Below are 19644 nucleotides of genomic sequence, written 5' to 3'. Positions count from 1 at the left end.
GGCGGCGAGCTGCCGGGCGAGCCAGCAGCGCGTGTGGAAGCGACAGCCGGGCGGCGGGTCGGCGGGCGACGGCGGGTCGCCGTCGAGCAGGAGCACGCCGCCGGAGGGCTGGGCGGCCGGGTCGGGCACCGGGACCGCGGACAGCAGGGCGCCGGTGTACGGGTGGCGCGGGGCGTCGTAGACGGCGTTCCCCGCGCCCTGCTCCACGACCCGGCCGAGGTACATGACCGCGACCTCGTCGGCGATGTGCCGCACGACGGCGAGGTCGTGCGCGATGAACAGGTACGACAGGCCGAGCTCGTCCTGCAGGTCTTCCAGCAGGTTGATGACCTGACCCTGCACGGACACGTCGAGGGCCGAGACCGGCTCGTCGCACACCAGCACCCGCGGCTTGACGGCGAGCGCGCGGGCGATGCCGATGCGCTGCCGCTGCCCGCCCGAGAACTGGTGCGGGTAGCGGTGCACGTGGTCGGGGTCGAGCCCGACCAGCTCGAGCAGCTCGCCCACGGCCTTGCGGCGCCCGCCGGGCGGGACGGCGTCGGGGTGGATACGGAACGGCTCGCCGACGATCTCCCCCACCGACATGCGCGGGTTGAGCGCCGTGTACGGGTCCTGGAAGACCATCTGTACGGAGCGGCGCAGCTCCCGCCGCGCGGAGCGCGACATGGTCGACACGTCCTCGCCGTCGACGAGCACCGTGCCCCGCGTCGGCTTCTCGATGCCGACGAGCACGCGCGCGAGCGTCGACTTGCCCGAGCCGGACTCCCCCACCAGGCCGAGCGTGCGGCCCCGCCGCAGCGTGAGCGAGACGCCGTCCACCGCCTGCACCTGGCCCACCGTGCGGCGCAGCACGACGCCGCGCCGCACCGGGTACGACTTGGCCAGGTCGCGCACCTCGAGGACGGGGGCGTCGGTCGTGTCGACGACGTCAGGCACGGTCGCCTCCCAGGAGCTCGGCGGCGAAGTGGCACGCGGACGACCGCCCCGGGGCGACCTCCAGGAGCGGCGGGCGGTCCGTGCGGCACACGTCGCGCACGCCGTCCCCGCCCTCGACCCCAGCGCCCCCGGAGCTCGCTCGTGCGACGTCGCAACGAGGGTGGAACGGGCACCCCGACGGGACGCGGCCGGGCGACGGCGGCCGACCGGGCACCACCGGGAGCCGGCCGCGCCCGGCGTCGTCGTCGACCCCGAGCCGGGGCACGGACCGCAGGAGCGCGCGGGTGTACGGGTGCGCGGGCGCGGCGTAGAGGTCGCGGACGGGCGACTGCTCCACGGCCCGGCCGGCGTACATCACGGTGACGTCGTCGGCGACGCCCGCCACGACGCCGAGGTCGTGCGTGATGAGCACCAGGCCCATGTTCCGCTCGGCCTGGATCTCCGCCAGCAGGTGCAGCACCTGCGCCTGGACGGTAACGTCGAGCGCCGTCGTCGGCTCGTCCGCGATGAGCACGTCCGGGTCCATCGCGAGCGCCGACGCGATCATCACGCGCTGCCGCATGCCCCCGGAGAACTGGTGCGGGTACTCGTTGACGCGCTGGCGCGCGTTCGGCACCTTCACGAGGTCCAGCAGCTCGACGGCGCGCCGCCGCGCCTCGCGCCGCGACAGCCCCGCGCGCGCCCGCAGCGACTCCGTGAGCTGGTAGCCGACGGTGTGCACCGGGTTCAGCGCGGCGAGCGCGTCCTGGAACACCATCGCGACGTGCTGCCCGCAGTACGCCCGGTGCTTGGTGCGAGGCAGCGTCAGCAGGTCGGTGCCGCGGTAGCGCACCTCGCCCCGCGTGACGTGCGCCGTCGCCGGCAGCAGCCCCATCACGGCCAGCGAGCTCACCGACTTGCCGCAGCCGGACTCGCCGACGAGCGCGAGCGTGCGGCCGGCCTCGACCCGATAGCTCAGCCCCTCGACGGCGCGGACGGTCCCGTCGTCGGTGCGGAACTCGACGGCGAGGTCGGTGACCTCGAGCAGCGTCGTACCCGTGGTCCGCGCGGCCGGCGCCTGCCCCGGCATGTCGTCCCGGACGTCGATGTCGATGTCGATCTCCATCCTGCTCACCGCAGCCTCGGGTCGAGGGCGTCGCGCAGCGCGTCTCCGAGGACGACGAGTGCGAGCACCGTGAGGACGAGGCACGCCAGCGGGATCAGGAGCAGGTAGGCGTAGCCGCCCGTCACCCATTCCGAGCCCCGCGTGATCATGATCCCCCAGCTGATCGCGGGCGGGCGCACGCCGATGCCCAGGAAGGCGAGCACCGCCTCGGCGCTGATGACGCCCGCGATGGCGGTGGGGATGAGCGCCGTGACGGGGCCGATGGCGTTGGGCAGGACGTGCCGGTACATGATCCGCAGGTCCGACGCGCCCAGCGCGCGGGCCGCCGTCACGTAGTCGAGGTTCTTCGCCTCCAGCACGCTGGCGCGCACGTACCGGGCGTACCCCATCCACCCGAACAGCGTGAGCACCAGCGCGGGCAGCAGGATGACGTCGAAGGTGCCCGACCCCACGCTGACGTTGGTGAACAGCGACAGCAGCAGCAGGGCCGCGAGCAGGAGGGGGATCACGAGGAACACCTCGATCGTGCGCGACACCACGGTGTCCACCCACCCCAGGTAGTACCCGGCGAGCAGCCCGAACACCACGCCGATGACGACCGAGGCGCCGACGACGACGAACGCCAGCAGCAGGGACGGCCGGGCACCGTGCGCGAGCTGCGCGAGCACGTCGCAGCCGTGCACGTCGGTGCCGAACGGGTGCGTGGCGCCGAACCCCTGCGGGCGGATCTTCGAGTCGCCGATGATGCACTGCTGCGGGTCCGTGCTCGTGAAGAGCGTCGGGAACGCGGCCATGATCGTGAAGAAGACGACCACGACGACGGCGACGATCACGTCCGGCCGGCGGCGCAGCCGGCGTACCGCGTCCGCCAGGAGCGACCGCGACGCGGTCGCGGTGGGCGGGGCCTCGGGGGTCGCGGTGACGGCCGTCGGCTCAGGCATAACGGATCCTCGGGTCGAGGGCGGCGTAGGCGATGTCGACGACGAGCATCACGAGGACCGTCACCACCGCGAGGATCGTCACGATGCCGACCACGAGCGCCACGTCGGACCCGCGCACGGCCTCCCAGAGCACGCCGCCCATGCCGTAGATGTTCATCATCCCCTCGGTGATGACGGCGCCCGCGAGCGCCTCGGTGAACGTCAGCCCGACCGCGGTGACCACGGGCACCGACGAGTTGCGCACCACGTGGTGGACCACGACGTGCCGCTCCGAGAGCCCCCGCGAGCGGGCGGTGCGCACGTGCTCACCCGCGTACGCCTCGAGCTGGCTGGCCCGCACGAGCCGGATGAACGCCGCCGACCCTGCCAGCCCGAGCAGGATCCCCGGCACGAGCACGGTCGCCCACGGGTGGTCGGCGTCGAACGACGGGCGGAACCACAGCGCCACCATGCTGTCGTCGCCGAAGGTGGATCGGGCCCAGTCGCTGAGCGGGACGGCGAACACGTACCGGTAGACGAGCAGCAGCACGAAGATCGGGAACGCGTCGATGAGCACCGACGTCAAGCGGATCCCGTGGTCGGCGGTACGGCCGCGCCACCGGGCGGCGACCGACCCGAGGCCCATGCCCAGCACGAACCAGGTGACGGTCACGATCGCGAACAGCTTGAGGGTATTCGGCGCCGCCGTGGCGACGATGTCCGTCACCTCACGGCCGCGCAGGTTGGTGCCGAAGTCGCCCTGGAAGTACCCGCCGATTCGTTCCACGAACGCGCCGAGGCACGGGTTTCCGGTCTGGTCGTAGCAGGGGTCGTCGAGCCCGAAGCGTTCCTCGACGGCGGCGAGCTGCGACGCACTCGGCACCTCGTCGCCGAAGAACGCGAGCGCCGGGCTCCCGTTGAGCTGGATCGCGAACGTCGTGAGCAGGTGCAGCACGAACATCACGAGCAGCAGCGTGCCGGCGCCCAGCATGACCCGGCGGATGATGTAGCGGCCCATTCACAGTCTTTCGGTGGTCATGTCGGTCGAGCTTGTCGAGACCACGCCGACGGTGGTCCCGACATGCTCGACCGACGATGGTGCAAGGTCGACCGACGTCCGGGCGTCACATGTCGCCCGAGACCTCCAGCAGGCGCAGCTTGGGCTCGCCGCTGAACGGGTCGAGCACCACGTTCGACATGTTCTCGCTGTAGTAGTACGAGTTCACGGAGAAGACGACAGGGATCGTCGGGAAGTCCACCGCGAGCGCGGCCTCCGCGTCCTGGTAGTGGGTGACCGCCTCGTCCAGCGTCGCGGCCTCGTCGCCCGCGGTGATCGCCGCCTCGAACTCCTCGCCGTAGTAGCCGAAGTTGGTGTTGCCGTTCTTCGGGTCGCCGCTGGCGTACACCGGGGCGAGGTAGTTCTCGTTGAGCGGGTAGTCCGGGAACCAGTTGGAGCGGAACGCCCCCGTGAACTCGCGGGCCGTACGACGGTCGAAGTAGTCGGGCGTCGGGTCGAGCTCGTACGGGATGCCGAGGTTCTGCTGGATGGAGTCGCCGATCGCCTTGAACAGTGCCTCCTCCGTCTCGTCCTGGCCGAGGTGGATGGTCAGCGTCTCGCCCTCGGGCCAGCCGCCGGCCGCCTCCAGCGCTGCCTTGGCCGCGTCCGGGTCGAACGTGCACCACTCGCAGGTGCCGGCCTCGCCGCCGGGCACACCGTCGGGCACCACCCAGCTGTCGGCCGGGACGCGCTCCCCGGGCAGGAGGGCGTCGATGATGCCCTGCCGGTCGATCGCCATCGAGACCGCCTTGCGGAAGTCGATGTCGGTCCAGGGGCCGTCCTGGTACAGCGGGAACGCCAGGTAGGTCAGCGCGGCGCCGGGGCCCTCGACGAACCGCTCCTGCAGGTCGGGGTCGGCCTGCGCCGCGGCCAGCTCGGCAGGCGGCGGGACGGCGAAGTCGAGGTCGCCGGCCTGGAAGTCCGGCCAGTTCTCCTCGCCCGCGTACTCGGTCCACTCGATGGTGCTGTACGTGGGTGCCTCGTCCAGCGTGTAGTCCTCCCAGCGGGTGGCCGTCATGCCGACCCCCTGCTCCCACTCGTCGACCTGGAACGGGCCGTTGCCGATGGGCTTGACGGCGCACGCCTCGATGTCGTCCAGGCACGCCTGGGCGATCGGGTAGAAGCCGGTGTAGCCGAGCATCGTGGCGAAGCCCGCGAACGGACCGGTCAGGGTGACCTCGAGGGTCTGCGGGTCCACGACCTTCAGGCCCGAGAGCTCCTGCGCGGCGGGCTCCTCGACGACGTTCCCGTCGTCGTCCACCTCGCCCTGCATCTCTTCGTAGCCCGTGATGCGCTCGAAGAAGTAGTTGTTGGCCATCGCGTTCGGCCCGTACGCGGCGTAGTTCCACGCCCGCGCGAACGCCTCGGCGTCGACCGGTTCGTCGTTCTGGAACGTCAGGTCCGGCTTGATCTTGATGGTCCAGACCGTGTTGTCGTCGGACTCGATGCTCTCGGCCACGTAGTTGTACGGCTCCGTGGTCTCCGGGTCGTACCGGACCAGCCCGTCGTACACGACGTCGAGCACGGCGATGTTGTCGTTCACGTTCGAGTCCGCCGGCAGCAGCGTCTCGACGTCCTGCGCGAGCGCGAGGCGCACGGTGCCTTCACCGTCGCCCGTGCCCTGCGTCTCGCCGTCGCCCTCCTCGTTGCCGCCGCCTCCGCCGCAGCCCGCCAGCACCAGTGCCGTCACCGTCGCCGTCGCGGCCGCCGTGACGGCCTTTCGCCTCATCCTCACCGGCTTCTCCCCACGTCGTGGTCGCTCCGGGCGTCGTCGCCCATGCCGTGCACGTCGTCGTGCGCGTCGTCGCGGACCACGTCCCCGAGGCCGTCACGACGTCTGCCGTGGAACATATCGCCATCCCGGCCCTGCGTGGTGAAAATCACTGTTAAGGATCAGTAACGATCGCCCGGGTGCCGCATCCATGGCCCCTCAGGTCGGCAAGCCCGTACGCAGGTCGGCACTCATGTCTACCGACACGGGTACGGAGTGCCGACCTGATCCGAACTCGGCAGCGGCGGCGCGGCGCTTGACCGTGCGGTAGTTACCGAGGAAGTATGCTCGCCAGCAGGGACGCTTACCCGGTAACCAATGGAGGTCGCAGTGTCCGTCAAGCAGGGATTCCTCGCGCTGCTGTCCGAACGCCCCATGCACGGCTACCAGCTCCGGCAGGAGTTCGAGGCCCGCACCGGCGGCACGTGGCCGCTCAACATCGGCCAGGCGTACACCACCCTGCAGCGCCTGCAGCGCGACGGCCTGGTCGAGCCCGTGCCCGGCGACGCCGCCGAAGCCCCGGAGCGCTTCCGGCTCACCGACGCCGGCCGCGCCGAGGCCGACGCGTGGTGGCTGCGCCCCGTGGAGCGCAAGGCCCCTGCCCGCGACGAGCTGGCGATCAAGCTCGCCCTCGCTGTCACCGTCCACCCGGCGGACCACGCCGTCGACGTCGCCGCCGTCATCCAGCGCCAGCGCACGGAGTCGCTGCGGGCGCTGCGGGACTACACCCGCCTCAAGCACGACGTCACCGACGACCCGGACGGCCTCGCATGGTCCCTCGTGCTGGACTCGCTGATCTTCGCGGCCGAGGCCGAGGTGAGGTGGCTCGACCACGTCGAGTCCACGGTGGCGCAGGCCGCGCACCGGCGGTCGGCCACGTCGACGGTCGAGCCTGTCCAGACCCCGCCCGCCGACGGCGGACCAGATGGTTTCGACAAGCTCAACCAGCGAATCCGGGGCGGTGCGCGATGAACGCCCCGGTGATGCTGCGGATGACCGGCGTGACGCGCGTGCACGGGCACGGCGCCGCCGAGGTGCACGCCCTGCGGGGCGTCGACCTCGAGGTCCGGATGGGCGAGCTGGTCGCCGTGATGGGGCCGTCCGGCTCCGGCAAGTCGACGCTGCTCAACCTCGCCGGCGGCCTCGACACGCCGACGTCGGGCACGGTCACGGTGGGGCGCGACGACGTCGGCACCCTCGACGCCACCGGCCGCGCGCGGCTGCGCCGCAAGCACGTCGGCTACGTCTTCCAGGACCTCAACCTCGTGCCCGCGCTCACCGCCCTGGAGAACGTGACGCTGCCGCTCGAGCTGGACGGCATGCCCGCGCGCCGGGCGCGCGCGGAGGGCACGGCGTCGCTCGCCGCCGTCGACCTCGACCACCTCGCCGAACGGTTCCCCGACGACATGTCCGGCGGGCAGGCGCAGCGCGTCGCCATCGCCCGCGCGCTGGTCGGCCCGCGGCGGCTCGTGCTCGCCGACGAGCCCACCGGCGCGCTCGACTCCGTCACCGGCGAGGCCGTGATGCGCGTGCTGCGGCAGCGGGTCGACGCCGGTGCCGCCGGGCTGCTCGTCACGCACGACGCGCGGCACGCCGCGTGGGCGGACCGCATCGTGTTCCTGCGCGACGGCCAAGTCGTCGACTCCACCGGTGCCGCCGCCGGGCCGGACTCCCTGCTCCACCGCGCGGTGAACGCGTGAGCGCGAGGAGCAGCGCGTTCGGGCGCTTCCGCGGACGATGGCGCGTCGCCCTGCGGTACGGGTGGCGCGACGCGCGCCGGAACAAGGGCCGGACGGCGCTCGTCGCGGTAATGGTGGTGCTGCCCGTCGCGCTGGGGTCGTTCGCCGCGACGGTGCTGTGGTCCGCGCGCGACACGCCGGAGTCGATCGCGCAGCGCGCGCTCGGGACGCAGATGCAGGCTCACCTCGCCTACGACTCGCCGGGTGTCGAGCAACAGCCCGACGCGCTGGGGTGGGGCGGCACCGGCGAGGAGACGGAGCCGCGGCCGCGGGAGGACGTGGAGGCCGACCTCGCCGCGGCGCTGCCCGGAGGCGACCGTCTGGTGCCGGTCGTGCGGGCCTCGACCGAGGTGCACGCCGGCGGGCTGCAGCTCGACGGCGAGGCGATGCAGGCCGACCTCTCCGACCCGGCACTGATGGTGTCCTTCACCCTCGCGGAAGGGACGTCGCCTGCCGAGGGCGAGGTGGCCCTGTCCACGACGACGGCCGACCAGCTCGGCGTCGGCATCGGTGACACCGTGGAGGTGGCGATCTCGCCCATGTCGGGCGCGCCCGACATCGAGCCGACGTCCGCACAGGTCGCCGGGCTGCTCGACGGCCCCCAGCCGCAGCGCGTGGAGGTCCTGTTCCCGGCCTCAGGGCCGCTCGCCGCGCCCGCGGAGCTCCCCTCGTCCCAGGACACCTGGGTGCAGTGGTTCGTCGCCGGCGACTCCCCCGTGACCTGGGACGACGTGCTCGCGCTCAACGAGGTCGGCGCAGTGGTGACCAGCCGGGACGTGCTGCTGGACCCGCCGCCGGACGAGGACGTGCCCTACTACGGCGGGCTGCCGGCTGGTGGCACCACCTCGGACCTCGTCCAGCAGTGGACGCCCTTCGCCGCGGTCGTCGCGGTCGCGCTGCTGGAGGTCGTGCTGCTCATCGGCCCGGCCTTCGCGGTGGGGGCGCGCCGGTCGGCGCGATCGCTGGCGCTGATCGCCGCGACCGGAGGCACGACGCGCGCGCTGCGCGCCGTCGTGCTGGGCACGGGGGTCGTCATCGGGGCGGCGTCAGCCCTCGTCGGCACGGTGATCGGGGTGGTCGCGGGCGTCGTCGCGGTGAACGCCGCGTCGGACAACGTCCCGGTCGTCCCCTGGCTGCCGGTGCTCGGCATCCTGCTCGTCGGCGTCGGCATCGCCGCGTCGGCGGCGTGGCTGCCCGCCCGCGGGGCGTCCAAGGCCGACGTCGTCGCGGTGCTCGCCGGGCGCCGGGGCGACGTCGCCTACCGGCGCTGGCCCGCCGTCGTCGGCACCGTGCTGGGCCTCGGCGGCTTCGCCGGCGCCGTCGTGGCCGCGGTCGCCGGCCAGGCGCTCCTGCTCGCGGCGGGCGTCGTCGTGGGCGAGCTCGGGCTCGTGCTCGCGTGCGGCGGGATCGTCGCGCTGCTCGGCCGGCTCGCGCGGCACCTGCCGCTGTCGTGGCGGTTCGCCCTGCGCGACGCCGCCCGGCACCGCGCGCGCACCGCCCCCGCGCTCGCCGCCGTGCTCATCGCCGTCGCCGGCGCCAGCGGCGGGCTCGTCTACTCGTCCTCCCAGTCGACCTTCGACGTGCGGTCGCAGACCCTCGCCGCGGCGCCGGGCGCCCTGACCGTCGCGGTCTCCGACCTGGCAGGGACGACCGCCCTGTCCGACCGGCAGGTGGACCGCATCGAGGAGCTGGTCCGGGAGGTCGTCCCCGACGCCGGCGAGCTGCACCCCGTGACGGCTCTGCGCGACACCCAGGGCTCCGTGACCACGTCGTCGTGGGCCGTGCCGCCCCCGGACCACGAGTTCAGCAGTGCCTACGGCGCCGAGGTCGGGTCGATCGTCGGGCCGATCGTCGACGACGGCGCCCTGCTCGAGCTGCTCGGCGTGCCCGAACCCGAGGCCGCCCGCGAGGCGCTCCGCGACGGCCGTGCCGTCGTCCTGGCGGGTGACGTGTGGGACGACGGGACGACGCACCTGAACGTGTCTTCGCGGGACTCGGAGTCCGAAGAGGAGCTCGAGAACCGCACGGTGACCCTGCCCGCCACCGGCGTCGGCGACCCGCTCGGGCCGACCTACACCGGCCTGCCGGTCGTGCCGCCGAACCTCGTGGACGAGTCGGGCGTGGGCACGAGCGTCATCGGGGTCATCGGGATGCCCGGGACGCCCCCGTCGGACGCGGAGCTCCAGACGCTGCAGGGGGCCCTCGACGAGGAGTTCGGCGCGGGCGAGTGGGGCACGTGCCAGGTGTGCGCGGGCGTCGGGCAGCCGGTCCAGGACATCGGCGCGCCGCAGTGGCTGAGCACGCTCCTCATCGTCGGCAGCGCGGGCGTCCTCGCGCTGGCGGCGGCGTGGATCGCGGCGGCGCTGGCAGCGACGGAGTCCCGGCCCGACCTGGCGACGCTGGCCGCCGTCGGCGCCGCCCCGACCACGCGCAAGCGGATCGTCGCCGCCCAGGCGGGCACGATCGTCGTCATCGGCAGCGTGCTGGGGGCCGTGTCGGGGATCGCGCTGGGAGCGGCGTTCGTGTTGTTCGAGCGCTACCGGTACGACGTCCCGGACCTCCGCTGGACGGTCGAGATCCCGTGGCCGGTGCTGGCCGCCCTGGTCGTCGTGCTGCCGCTGCTCGCCGTGGCCGCGGCGTGGCTGGTCACTCGCTCCCGGCTGGTGCTCACCCGCCGCCTGGCGGGCTGACGCACTCGATCAGCGCGGCAGTTCGGGATCACGGCGGCAGTTCGAACTGCCTCCCTGATCCCGAACTGCCGCGGTGATCACCTTGGCAGGGCGGGTTTCGACGGGCTCAACCAGCGAGCCGCGACACGACCCGGTCCAGCGCGGCGACGGCGTCGTCGAGCACGGACTCCTCGACGGTCAGCGCCGGCCGGAACCGCACCGACCGCTCGCCGCAGCCGAGGATCAGGTACCCCTCGCCGTGCAGCCCGGCGAGCACGGCGTCGCGTACCTCCCGCGACGGCAGCGACACGGCGCACATCAGCCCGCGCCCGCGCGGGTCGGTGACGACGCCGGGGTGCGCGGCGGCGACGGCCCCGAGCCGGGACAGCAGCCCCGCCCCGACGCGCGCGGCGCGCTCGATCAGCCCCTCGGCCTCGATCACCTCGAGGATGCGGCGCGAGCGCACCATGTCGGCGAGGTTGCCGCCCCAGGTGGAGTTGATGCGCGACGAGACGCGGAAGACGTTGTCGTCGATCTCGTCCACGCGCCCGCCGGCCATGACGCCGCAGACCTGGGCCTTCTTGCCGAACGCGACGACGTCGGGCTCGACGCCGAGCTGCTGATAGGCCCACGCGGTGCCGGTCATGCCGACGCCCGTCTGCACCTCGTCGAGCACGAACAGCGCGTCGTGCTCCCGGCACAGCGCCTGCATGGCCTGCAGGAACTCCGGCCGCAGGTGGTGGTCGCCGCCCTCGCCCTGGATCGGCTCGGCGACGAAGCACGCGACGTCGTGCGGGTGCGCCTCGAACGCGGCGCGCGCCTCGGCGAGCGCGCGGGCCTCCAGCGACTCGGCGTCGCGGGGCGCGCCGTCGGCGTCGTGGCCCGGGTAGGGCGAGCTGATGCGCGGCCAGTCGAACTTGGGGAACCGGGCGACCTTGCCGGGCTCGGTGTTGGTGAGCGACATCGTGTAGCCCGACCGCCCGTGGAAGGCGTGCTGCAGGTGCAGCACCCGGGTCCCCAGCTCGGACGAGCGCCCGTGGGCCTCGTTGTGCCGCGACTTCCAGTCGAACGCGACCTTGAGCGCGTTCTCGACGGCCAGCGCGCCGCCGTCGATGAAGAACAGGTGCGGCAGCGCCGGGTCGCCCAGCACCCGGGAGAACGTAGCGACGAAGCGGGCCAGCTCCACCGTGTAGACGTCGGAGTTTGACGGCTTGTTGATCGCGGCCCGCGTGAGCTCCTCGCGGAAGACCGGGTCGCGGAACAGCGCGGGATGGTTCATGCCCAGGGGGTTGGAGGCGAAGAACGTGAACAGGTCGGTCCACTCGCGCCCGTCGCGGGCGTCGACGAGCGTCGAGCCCTGGGAGCGCTCGAGGTCGAGCACGAGGTCGAAGCCGTCCACGAGCAGGTGGTCGCGCAGGGTGTCGAGGACGGCGGCGGCCTCGATCGGGCCGCCGACGCTGGCAGGCGTGCGCTGAGAGATTGTCTCGGTCATACCCCGACCGTAAGGGAGATTCTCCGGCGCATCCAGGTATCGACCGGAAGAAGTTCCGTCACAGTGCGACCGGGCGGCCCTCGAAGTACGTGCGCAGCACGATGGTGGACCGGGTGGACACGCTCGCCTCGCGGCGGATCCGCCCGAGCAGGTCCTCCAGCGCGCTCGGCGAGGGCACCCGCACCAGCAGCAGGTAGTTCGCGGCGCCCGCCACCGACCAGCACGCCTCGATGCCGGGCACGTCGCGCAGCCGCTCGGGCGCGTCGTCGGCCTGCGACTGGTCCAGCGGCGTGATCTCCACGTACGCGGCGATCGGCAGCCCCACGGCCTCGGGGTCGACGACGGCCCGGTAGCCGGTGATGACGCCGCGGCCCTCGAGCTTGCGCACGCGCGCCTGCACGGCGGACTGCGACAGCCCGGCCGCGGCCGCGAGCGCGGCGAGCGTGGCCCGGCCGTCCTCCCGCAGCGCCTTGACGAGCGCCCGGTCGACGTCGTCCAGCGCCGCCTCCGGCGCGCGGTCGTTCATCCCGCCACCTCCGCCGCCTCGAGCCACGCCATCTCCAGCTCCTCCTTCTCTGCCGCCAGCTCCCGCAGGCGGACGTCGAGCGCCGCGACGCCCTCGTAGTCCGTCGGGTCGGCTGCCATCTTGTCGTGCAGCGCCTTCTCCTCGTCGGCGATCTTCGCCAGGCGCCGCTCGACGCGCGCCACCTCCTTCTTCGCGGCCCGCGTCTCGGCCGGGGAGGCGGCGGAGGTTGGTGGCTGCACCGTCGGTCGAGCCTGACGAGACCCTGCCGTGGTCTCGGCAGGCTCGACCGACGACGGCGCCGCGCGCCGCAGCGCCAGGTACTGCTCGACGCCGCCGGGCAGGTCGCGCAGCGTGCCGTCGCCGAGCAGCGCCCACTGCCGGTCGCAGACCCGCTCCAGCAGGTACCGGTCGTGCGAGACCACGATCAGCGTGCCGGGCCACCCGTCGAGCAGGTCCTCGACGGCCGCGAGGGTGTCGGTGTCGAGGTCGTTGGTGGGCTCGTCGAGCAGCAGCACGTTGGGCTCGGAGACGAGCAGCCGCAGCAGCTGCAGGCGCCGCCGCTCGCCGCCCGAGAGGTCGCGCACGATGGTGTGCGCCCGCTCGCGGGTGAACCCGAGCCGCTCAGTGAGCTGCCCGGCGGTGAGCTCCTTGCCGTCGACGACGACCGTGCGCTTCTCGCGGTCGACCACCTGCACGGCGGTGAGGTGCGCGACGTCGTCGAGCTCGCCCACGTCCTGCGTGAGCTCCGCGACATGCACGGTCTTGCCGCGCCGCACGCGACCGCCCTCGGGCGACCGGCGCCCCGCGAGCAGGGCCAGCAGCGTCGTCTTGCCGGCGCCGTTGACGCCGACCACGCCGTACCGGTCGCCAGGCCCGAGCCGCCAGGTGACGTCGTCGAGCAGCACGCGCCGGCCGGCGTCGTCGTACGGGGCGCCGGGAACCCGGGCGCCGTCGCGCGCGGGCACCGTCACGGTGACGTCCTCGAGGTCGAGCACGTCCTTGCCGAGCCGGCGCGTGGCCATCTGGGTGAGCTCGAGGCTGTCGCGCGGCGGGGGCTCGTCGTCGATGAGAGCGGCCGCGGCGTCGAGCCGGAACTTGGGCTTCGACGTGCGGGCCGGAGCGCCTCGCTTGAGCCACGCGAGCTCCTTGCGCAGCAGGTTGTTGCGCTTCTCGGCGGCCGTGGCGGCCTGCCGGGCCCGCTCGGCGCGCGCCAGGATGTACGCCGCGTACCCGCCGTCGTACCCGTCGACGCCGCCCGAGCCGTCGCCGCGCACCTCCCACGTGCGCGAGCAGACGGCGTCGAGGAACCAGCGGTCGTGGGTCACGACGACGAGCGCGCCCGTCGCGCCGGGCCGGCCGTACCGGGCCTGCAGGTGCTCGGCCAGCCAGGCCACGCCCTCGACGTCGAGGTGGTTGGTGGGCTCGTCGAGCAGCAGCACGTCCGGGTCCTCGACGAGCAGCGCGGCCAGCGCCACGCGGCGGCGCTGCCCGCCCGAGAGCGTCGACGCCGGCTGGTCCAGGTCGAGGTCGGCGAGGAGCCCGGCGTGCACGTTGCGGATGCGCGAGTCCGACGCCCACGTGTGGGTGGCGTCGTCCCCGTGCACGAGGTCGCGGATGGTCGCGGCGTCGTCGTCCACGTCGCGCTGGACGAGCATGCCGAGCCGGGAGCCGCCCACGCGCGTGACCCGGCCGGCGCGTCGTCCTGAGCCTGTCGAAGGGTCGGGCGCCTGCGTGCCGGCGAGCAGTCGCAGCAGCGTCGACTTGCCCGCGCCGTTGGGGCCGACGACGCCGACGCGGTCGCCGTCGTCGAGGCCGAGGGAGACGTCGCGAAGAAGGGTGCGGGTGCCGATCGTCAGCGTGATGCCGTCGGCCCCGAGGAGATGTGCCACCCAACGAGGGTAGTCACTGTCGAGGACCCGCCGGTCGAGCCCGTCGAGACCCCGCCGGTCGAGCCCGTCGAGGACCCGCCGGTCGAGCCCGTCGAGACCCCGCCGGTCGAACTTGTCGAGGACCCGCTGGTTGAGCTGGTCGAAACCACCGGGGTTTCGACAAGCTCAACCAGCGGTGTACGTCAGCTCGACCGGCGGAGGTGCTCAGTACAGGATCGACGCCTTGCCGCGCGGCCAGGCGAGCGTGGCGTAGATCTGCACCATCGCGGCCTGCTCCAGGAGCTCGGTGTGCTCGTCGCCGCCGGAGAAGAGACCGGTCGCCGGTTCACGGACCTCGCGCCACTGGTGGTCGGCGTAGTCCTGCATGGCGTCGCGGTACCGCGTGCCGCCGGTCACGGACTCCAGGAGCAGCAGGTTCTTGAACCAGATGGAGTTGAAGAACATCGGCTGGCCGGCCAGCCGCTCCTCGGTGACGTAGAACCGGTACGACGCCGCGGCGATCGCCTCGGCCTTGCGCAGGTAGTCCCGCTCGCCGGTCGCCTCGTACAGCAGGGTGTACGTGCCCACCGGGACGCCCTGGTTGTAGGACCACTGCGTCCGGTCGATCGAGCCGTCGAGCTTGACGTTGTCCCAGTACAGGCCGTTGGGCGCCAGCAGGTGCTCGTCCGTCCAGCCGACCATGCGCTCGGCCCAGCGCAGATAGCGCTCCTCGCCCGTGATCATGAACAGGCGCGTCGCGAGCTGGGCGCCGGGCATCGTGGAGACCGTGTTGCGGTCGGTGCTCCACGGCGCCTGGGTCCAGAAGACGCCGCCCGCCGCCGGGTGGCTCGGGTCGGCGTCCCAGCCGGAGACGACGAGGTCGAAGATCTCCTCTGCCCGCTCGAGCGCGGCGTCGTCCCCGGAGTCCAGGTACTGCTGCACCTTCGCCAGGGCCACCCACTCGTTGTCGTCGTAGAAGATGTCGCCGCCGTCGCCGTACGGGGCGCGCGCGTAAGAGTCGTATGCCGGCAGGCCCGTCGTGCCGCCGCCCGCGTTCCAGAAGTGCTCCTGGGCGCGGGACCGGTCGGCGAGGTCGTCGGTGAACGACCGGCCCACCCGCCCCGGGATCCCCGCGAGGTCGAGCGTCGCGACGTGAGCCTGCGAGAACGGCCACTCGTACGAGTAGGGCCGGTCCTCGGCGCCGAGCGGGTACCTCTCGAGGTACAGGCCCGAGCCGTCGTCCGCGTACAGGTACTCCTGCATGGCCTCGTAGCCGGCGAGGGCGCGCTGCACCTGGACGCGCTGCGACGCCTCGTGGCCGTGGCCGCCTCCGTGCGCCTCGACCTGCGCCGTCGCGGGGGCCGCCGCCCCAGCCACGCACGCCAGCGCGGCGACCGTACCGACTGCTCTGGTGAACCTCATCGTTCTCTCCTTCGCTCGGTGGTGCTGGGTGGTCAGTCGCCGGTCGAGCCTGTCGAGACCCCGACTGCGAGGTCTCGACAGGCTCGACCAGCGGGTCACAGGCTCGACCGACGGGTCAGCGGCGCACGCGCAGCGTGACGACCTGGAAGGGCGACAGCGCGAGGAGGACGTCGTCGCCGTCGCGCTCGGCCGCGGCGACGGGGCGCTCGAGCAGGTCGGTGACGTCGACGGCGGAGTGCTCGAACCGCGGGGTGAGGCGCGCCCGGGCGCGGCCGCCGCGGCTCTCGTAGAGCCGTACGACGACGTCGCCGCTGCCGTCCTCGGCGAGCTTGACCGCCTCGACGACCACCGCGTCGTCGTCGACCGACACCAGCGGCTCGACGTCCCGCTCCCCGCGCACCACCCGCTCGGGCAGGTTCAGCGCGTACCCGTGCCGGATCGCGTCGTCGATCCCCGCACCGACGACGAGCTCGCAGCGCAGCTCGTGGCTGCCCTGGTCGGCATCGGGGTCGGGGAACATCGGCGCCCGCAGCAGCGACAGACGCACGGTGGTGCCGGTGCGCCCGCCCGCCGCCGCGCCGGCGGCCTCGTCGGTGACGGCCTCGAGATGGGTGCGCGCGATGTCGTGCCCGTAGGTCGAGTCGTTCGCGACGGCGACGCCGAATCCGGGCTCGCCGACGTGCACCCAGCGGTGCGCGACCGTCTCGAACCGGGCGTGGTCCCACGACGTGTTGGCGTGCGTGGGCCGGTACACGTGCCCGAACTGGATCTCGGAGGCCGCCCGCTCCGCGTGCACGTCGACCGGGAACGCGAGCTTGAGGAGCTTCTGCCGCTCGTGCCAGTCGACGCGGGTCGTGATGCGCAGCGCCGCCGCCCCGGGGCTCAGCTCGAGGAGCTGCTCCACGCGGGACGACCCGAAGGACCGCACCACGCGCAGCGCCGGCCCGTGCTCGCCGTCGACCTGCTCCACCGACTCCGCGGCCACCAGGTCCGTGACGTTCCGCCGGTAGTGCTGGTCGATGTCCCACGCCTCCCACTCGTTGGGGACGTCGCGGTGCAGCTGGAGCAGGTTCGCGCGCGCGCCGGGCAGGATCGCGTCGCGCCCGCTCGCGGCGTCCACGGCCGACGTGACCAGGCCGTCGGCGTCGACGACGACGCGCACGGCGTCGTTCTCCAGCACCCAGCCGTCGTCCTCCCGGCGCAGCGTCGCGGGCGTGGCGGCCCCGCGCGCGTCCGCGGCCCGCGCGCCCAGCGCCGGGACCCCGGCGGCCTGGAACGGCCCGGCGTTGACCGCGACCTCGCGGTCGCCGGCGCCGACCAGCGCGGCCAGCGCGTCCGCGACGATCGCCTCGAGCTCGGCGGCGACGGCGGCGTAGTTCCGCTCGGCCTCGCGGTGCACCCACGCGATCGACGAGCCGGGCAGGATGTCGTGGAACTGCTGGAGCAGCACCGTGTGCCAGATCCGCTCCAGGTCCTTGGCCGGGTACTCGGCGCCCACGCGTACGGCCGCCGTGGCGGCCCACAGCTCGGCCTCGCGCAGCAGGTGCTCGCTGCGCCGGTTGCCGCGCTTGGTCCGCGCCTGCGAGGTGTAGGTGCCGCGGTGGTACTCGAGGTACATCTCCCCCACCCAGGTGGGCGGCGCGTCGTACTCGGCGCGGGCGGCGTCGAAGAAGGACTGCGAGTCGGACAGCGTGACCCGCGGCGAGCCCTCGAGGTCCGCCGTCCGGCGCGCCTGCGCGACCATCTCCCGCGTGGGGCCGCCGCCGCCGTCGCCGTACCCGAACGGCGCGAGCGACGTGTTGGCCCGGCCCTTCTCGGCGTACTGCCGCTCGGCGCGGCCCAGCTCCTCGGCCGACAGGTCGGAGTTGTACGTGTCGACGGGCGGGAAGTGCGTGAACACCCGGCTGCCGTCGATGCCCTCCCACCAGAACGTGTGGTGCGGCATCGTGTTGGTGTCGTTCCACGAGATCTTCTGGGTGAGGAAGTTCTCGCTGCCCGCGAGCCGGGCGAGCTGCGGCAGGGCGCCGGTGTAGCCGAAGGAGTCCGGCAGCCACACCTCGCCCGGCTCCACGCCCAGCTCCTCGATGAAGTAGCGCTTGCCGGCCACGAGCTGACGGGCCAGCGCCTCGCCGCCGGGCATGTTCGTGTCCGACTCGACCCACATGCCGCCGACCGGCACGAACCGGCCCTCGCGCACCCGCTCGCGGATCCGCTCGAACAGCTCGGGGTAGTGCTCCTGCACCCACGAGTACTGCTGCGCGCTCGAGCAGGCGAACTTCACGTCCGGGTCGGCGTCCATGAGCGCCAGCACGTTGGAGAACGTGCGGGCGCACTTGCGCACCGTCTCCCGCGTCGGCCACAGCCACGCGGAGTCGATGTGCGCGTGCCCGACGGCGTGCACGCGGTGCGCCGACGGCGCGGCGGGGCTGGCCAGTGCCCCGGCCAGCGCGGCCCGGCCGGCCGCGGCCGTGCCGGAGACGTCGTCGGGGTCGACGGCGTCGAGCATGTCCTCCAGGGCGCGCAGCACCTCGGCCGCACGCGGGCTGGTCGCCGGCAGCACGCGCACGAGGCCGGCGAGCGCCCGCACGTCGGCGAGCAGCTCGGTCACCGTCTCGTCGACGAGCGCGACGTGCATCGTCCGCAGCGCGTAGATCGGCTCCGAGCCGGCCGTGTCCCAGGCGCCCATCGGGGTGGGCCGCGTCCACGCCCCGCCGGGCACGTCGGGGTTCGCGGCCGCCTCGACGAAGAGGTCGATCGTCCCGTCGTCCGCCGCCGTGAGGGCGCCGCCCGGCACCAGGGGCACGTGCTGGTTGCGAGGCTCGACGGCCTTGATGATCCGGCCGTCGGTGGTCCAGGCCGTGCCCTCGGCCTGGAAGCCCGGCCCGGCGCCCGTGAAGCCGAGGTCCACCACCAGCTCGGCGCGGGTGCCGGCCGGCGCGGCCGCGCCCCGCCACTCGGCGGGGACGGTCCCCGTGACGCGGAACCACACCGTGTCCCACGGGCGCCCCCACGGCGACCCGATCGGATGTGGCTCGTAGGCGGCCGACGCCGCCTCGGCGAACGGCACGGGCTCCCCGCCCACCGTCCAGGCGGCGACGTCGAGCGGGCGGCGCGCGCGGTGCACGGCGGGCTCGAGCCAGTCGTGGACGAACCGCTCGAGGCGCGCGGTGGTGCGGGCGGTGGTGTCGTGCATGGCAGAGCTCCAGGGGTGATTCGTGGGGTGGGTGCGGGTGGCCGGGCGTGGCTACGGCCGGCTGCGGGACGCGGGCTCAGCCCTTGACGGCCCCGGCGAGGGAGAATCCGGACCCCGAGATGCGCGAGACGAGCACGTACAGCGCGATCACGGGCAGGGAGTAGAGCATCGAGTACGCGGCGAGCTGCCCGTAGGCCACCGAACCGTACTGGCCGAAGAAGGCGAAGATGCTCACCGCCGCCGGCTGCTTCTCGGGCGAGAGCAGCAGGACGAACGGGACGAAGAAGTTCCCCCACGCCTGGATGAACACGAAGATGAAGACGACCGCCAGCCCCGGCCGCATCAGCGGCAGCACGATGCGGCGCAGCGTGGTCATCGCCGACGCGCCGTCGGTCCAGGCCGCCTCCTCGAGGGAGATCGGCACCGAGTCCATGAAGTTCTTCGTCATCCACAGGGCCATCGGCAGCGAGGTGGCGGCCATGAAGAAGATGGTCCCGGGCAGGGAGTCGAGCAGGTTGAGCCGCACGAACAGCGAGTAGACCGGCACCATCATCGCGGTGATGGGCAGGCACGTGCCGAACAACACGACGTACAGGAACGGCTTGTTGAACCGCATCCGGTACCGCGACAGCGGGTACGCGGCGAGCACGGAGGCGAGCACCGTGATGAGGCCCGCTCCTGCCGAGAGCACGAACGCGTTCGCCAGCGGGATCCACGTCTGCTCGGGCGTCATGACCGCGCTGAAGTTCGCGAACGTCACCTCCTCGGGGACGTCCACCACGAGGGACGCGCTCGCGTCGAGGGAGGCCAGCACGATCCAGCCGAGCGGCAGCAGGAAGCACAGCCCGACGACGACGAGCACGAGGTTGGCCAGCAGGCGCGTGAAGCGCGGGCCGGGCGCGGCGAGCGCGCCGCGACGTCGTCCGCCGGCCGCGGCGGGCGGCGC

General features: G+C 73.3%; 14 protein-coding genes. 3 read left to right on the top strand and 11 right to left on the bottom strand.

The features are described 5' to 3' along the window. The 5 genes from ABD254_RS14820 to ABD254_RS14800 form a co-directional block, all read right to left on the bottom strand. Positions 1–936, bottom strand: a 936-nt coding sequence (locus tag ABD254_RS14820; RefSeq protein ID WP_344249188.1) for an ABC transporter ATP-binding protein, incomplete at its 3' end; no start/stop codon positions are given. Continuing rightward, the gene (locus ABD254_RS14815) at positions 929–2041 is read right to left on the bottom strand and encodes an ABC transporter ATP-binding protein (protein ID WP_344249187.1); all 1113 of its coding nucleotides are present in this window, start codon (positions 2039–2041) and stop codon (positions 929–931) included. The genes ABD254_RS14815 and ABD254_RS14820, both read right to left, overlap by 8 nt. Positions 2042–2046: 5 nt before the next feature. Next, positions 2047–2982, bottom strand: a complete 936-nt coding sequence (locus ABD254_RS14810) for an ABC transporter permease (RefSeq protein ID WP_344249186.1) — start codon at positions 2980–2982, stop codon at positions 2047–2049. Next, positions 2975–3979, bottom strand: a complete 1005-nt coding sequence (locus ABD254_RS14805) for an ABC transporter permease (protein ID WP_344249185.1) — start codon at positions 3977–3979, stop codon at positions 2975–2977. Before ABD254_RS14805 ends, ABD254_RS14810 begins: the two co-directional genes overlap by 8 nt. 106 nt (positions 3980–4085) lie before the next feature. Continuing rightward, complete coding sequence (locus ABD254_RS14800) at positions 4086–5747, bottom strand: peptide ABC transporter substrate-binding protein (protein WP_344249184.1); 1662 nt, start codon at positions 5745–5747, stop codon at positions 4086–4088. A 372-nt stretch (positions 5748–6119) separates the two neighbouring features. Between ABD254_RS14800 and ABD254_RS14795 the strand changes: the two genes are divergently transcribed. From ABD254_RS14795 to ABD254_RS14785, 3 genes are read left to right on the top strand one after another with little or no spacing between them, the layout of a single operon-like run. After that, entirely contained in the window at positions 6120–6761 is a 642-nt protein-coding gene (locus tag ABD254_RS14795; RefSeq protein WP_344249183.1) for a PadR family transcriptional regulator, read from the top strand. Further along, positions 6758–7489 (top strand): ABC transporter ATP-binding protein, encoded by a 732-nt coding sequence (locus ABD254_RS14790; RefSeq protein ID WP_344249182.1) that lies wholly within the window; start codon positions 6758–6760, stop codon positions 7487–7489. Before ABD254_RS14795 ends, ABD254_RS14790 begins: the two co-directional genes overlap by 4 nt. Continuing rightward, entirely contained in the window at positions 7486–10218 is a 2733-nt protein-coding gene (locus tag ABD254_RS14785) for an FtsX-like permease family protein (RefSeq protein WP_344249181.1), read from the top strand. Before ABD254_RS14790 ends, ABD254_RS14785 begins: the two co-directional genes overlap by 4 nt. A 106-nt stretch (positions 10219–10324) precedes the next feature. Here ABD254_RS14785 and lat read toward each other — a convergent pair whose 3' ends face one another. From lat to ABD254_RS14755, 6 genes are all read right to left on the bottom strand, one after another. Continuing rightward, positions 10325–11689 (bottom strand): L-lysine 6-transaminase, encoded by a 1365-nt coding sequence (gene lat, locus ABD254_RS14780; RefSeq protein ID WP_344249180.1) that lies wholly within the window; start codon positions 11687–11689, stop codon positions 10325–10327. Positions 11690–11747: 58 nt separating this feature from the next. Then, entirely contained in the window at positions 11748–12215 is a 468-nt protein-coding gene (locus ABD254_RS14775) for an Lrp/AsnC family transcriptional regulator (RefSeq protein ID WP_344249179.1), read from the bottom strand. Then, positions 12212–14104, bottom strand: coding sequence for an ABC-F family ATP-binding cassette domain-containing protein (locus ABD254_RS14770; protein WP_344249178.1), 1893 nt, complete (start codon positions 14102–14104; stop codon positions 12212–12214). Before ABD254_RS14770 ends, ABD254_RS14775 begins: the two co-directional genes overlap by 4 nt. Before the next feature lie 204 nt (positions 14105–14308). Further along, on the bottom strand, positions 14309–15505 hold the full coding sequence (locus tag ABD254_RS14765; RefSeq protein ID WP_344249177.1) for a glycoside hydrolase family 76 protein: 1197 nt from the start codon (positions 15503–15505) through the stop codon (positions 14309–14311). Between the two features lie 115 nt (positions 15506–15620). After that, positions 15621–18698 (bottom strand): alpha-mannosidase, encoded by a 3078-nt coding sequence (locus ABD254_RS14760; protein ID WP_344249176.1) that lies wholly within the window; start codon positions 18696–18698, stop codon positions 15621–15623. 76 nt (positions 18699–18774) lie between these two features. After that, the coding region (locus ABD254_RS14755) for a carbohydrate ABC transporter permease (RefSeq protein WP_425553804.1) at positions 18775–19644 on the bottom strand (870 nt) is incomplete at its 5' end.

Source organism: Isoptericola hypogeus, from assembly GCF_039531145.1.
In the GTDB taxonomy this organism is placed as follows: Bacteria; Actinomycetota; Actinomycetes; order Actinomycetales; family Cellulomonadaceae; genus Isoptericola; species Isoptericola hypogeus.
Note: the sequence above shows the minus strand (reverse complement) of the source record. Positions and strands in the feature narration are given on the sequence as shown.

What these genes read in the sequence shown, in the direction of transcription:
- ABD254_RS14815 (WP_344249187.1), bottom strand. Translation starts at nt 2,041, where the DNA reads ATGGAGATCGACATCGACATCGACGTCCGGGACGACATGCCGGGGCAG.
- ABD254_RS14810 (WP_344249186.1), bottom strand. Translation starts at nt 2,982, where the DNA reads ATGCCTGAGCCGACGGCCGTCACCGCGACCCCCGAGGCCCCGCCCACC.
- ABD254_RS14805 (WP_344249185.1), bottom strand. Translation starts at nt 3,979, where the DNA reads ATGGGCCGCTACATCATCCGCCGGGTCATGCTGGGCGCCGGCACGCTG.
- ABD254_RS14800 (WP_344249184.1), bottom strand. Translation starts at nt 5,747, where the DNA reads ATGAGGCGAAAGGCCGTCACGGCGGCCGCGACGGCGACGGTGACGGCA.
- ABD254_RS14790 (WP_344249182.1), top strand. Translation starts at nt 6,758, where the DNA reads ATGAACGCCCCGGTGATGCTGCGGATGACCGGCGTGACGCGCGTGCAC.
- lat (WP_344249180.1), bottom strand. Translation starts at nt 11,689, where the DNA reads ATGACCGAGACAATCTCTCAGCGCACGCCTGCCAGCGTCGGCGGCCCG.
- ABD254_RS14775 (WP_344249179.1), bottom strand. Translation starts at nt 12,215, where the DNA reads ATGAACGACCGCGCGCCGGAGGCGGCGCTGGACGACGTCGACCGGGCG.
- ABD254_RS14765 (WP_344249177.1), bottom strand. Translation starts at nt 15,505, where the DNA reads ATGAGGTTCACCAGAGCAGTCGGTACGGTCGCCGCGCTGGCGTGCGTG.
- ABD254_RS14760 (WP_344249176.1), bottom strand. Translation starts at nt 18,698, where the DNA reads ATGCACGACACCACCGCCCGCACCACCGCGCGCCTCGAGCGGTTCGTC.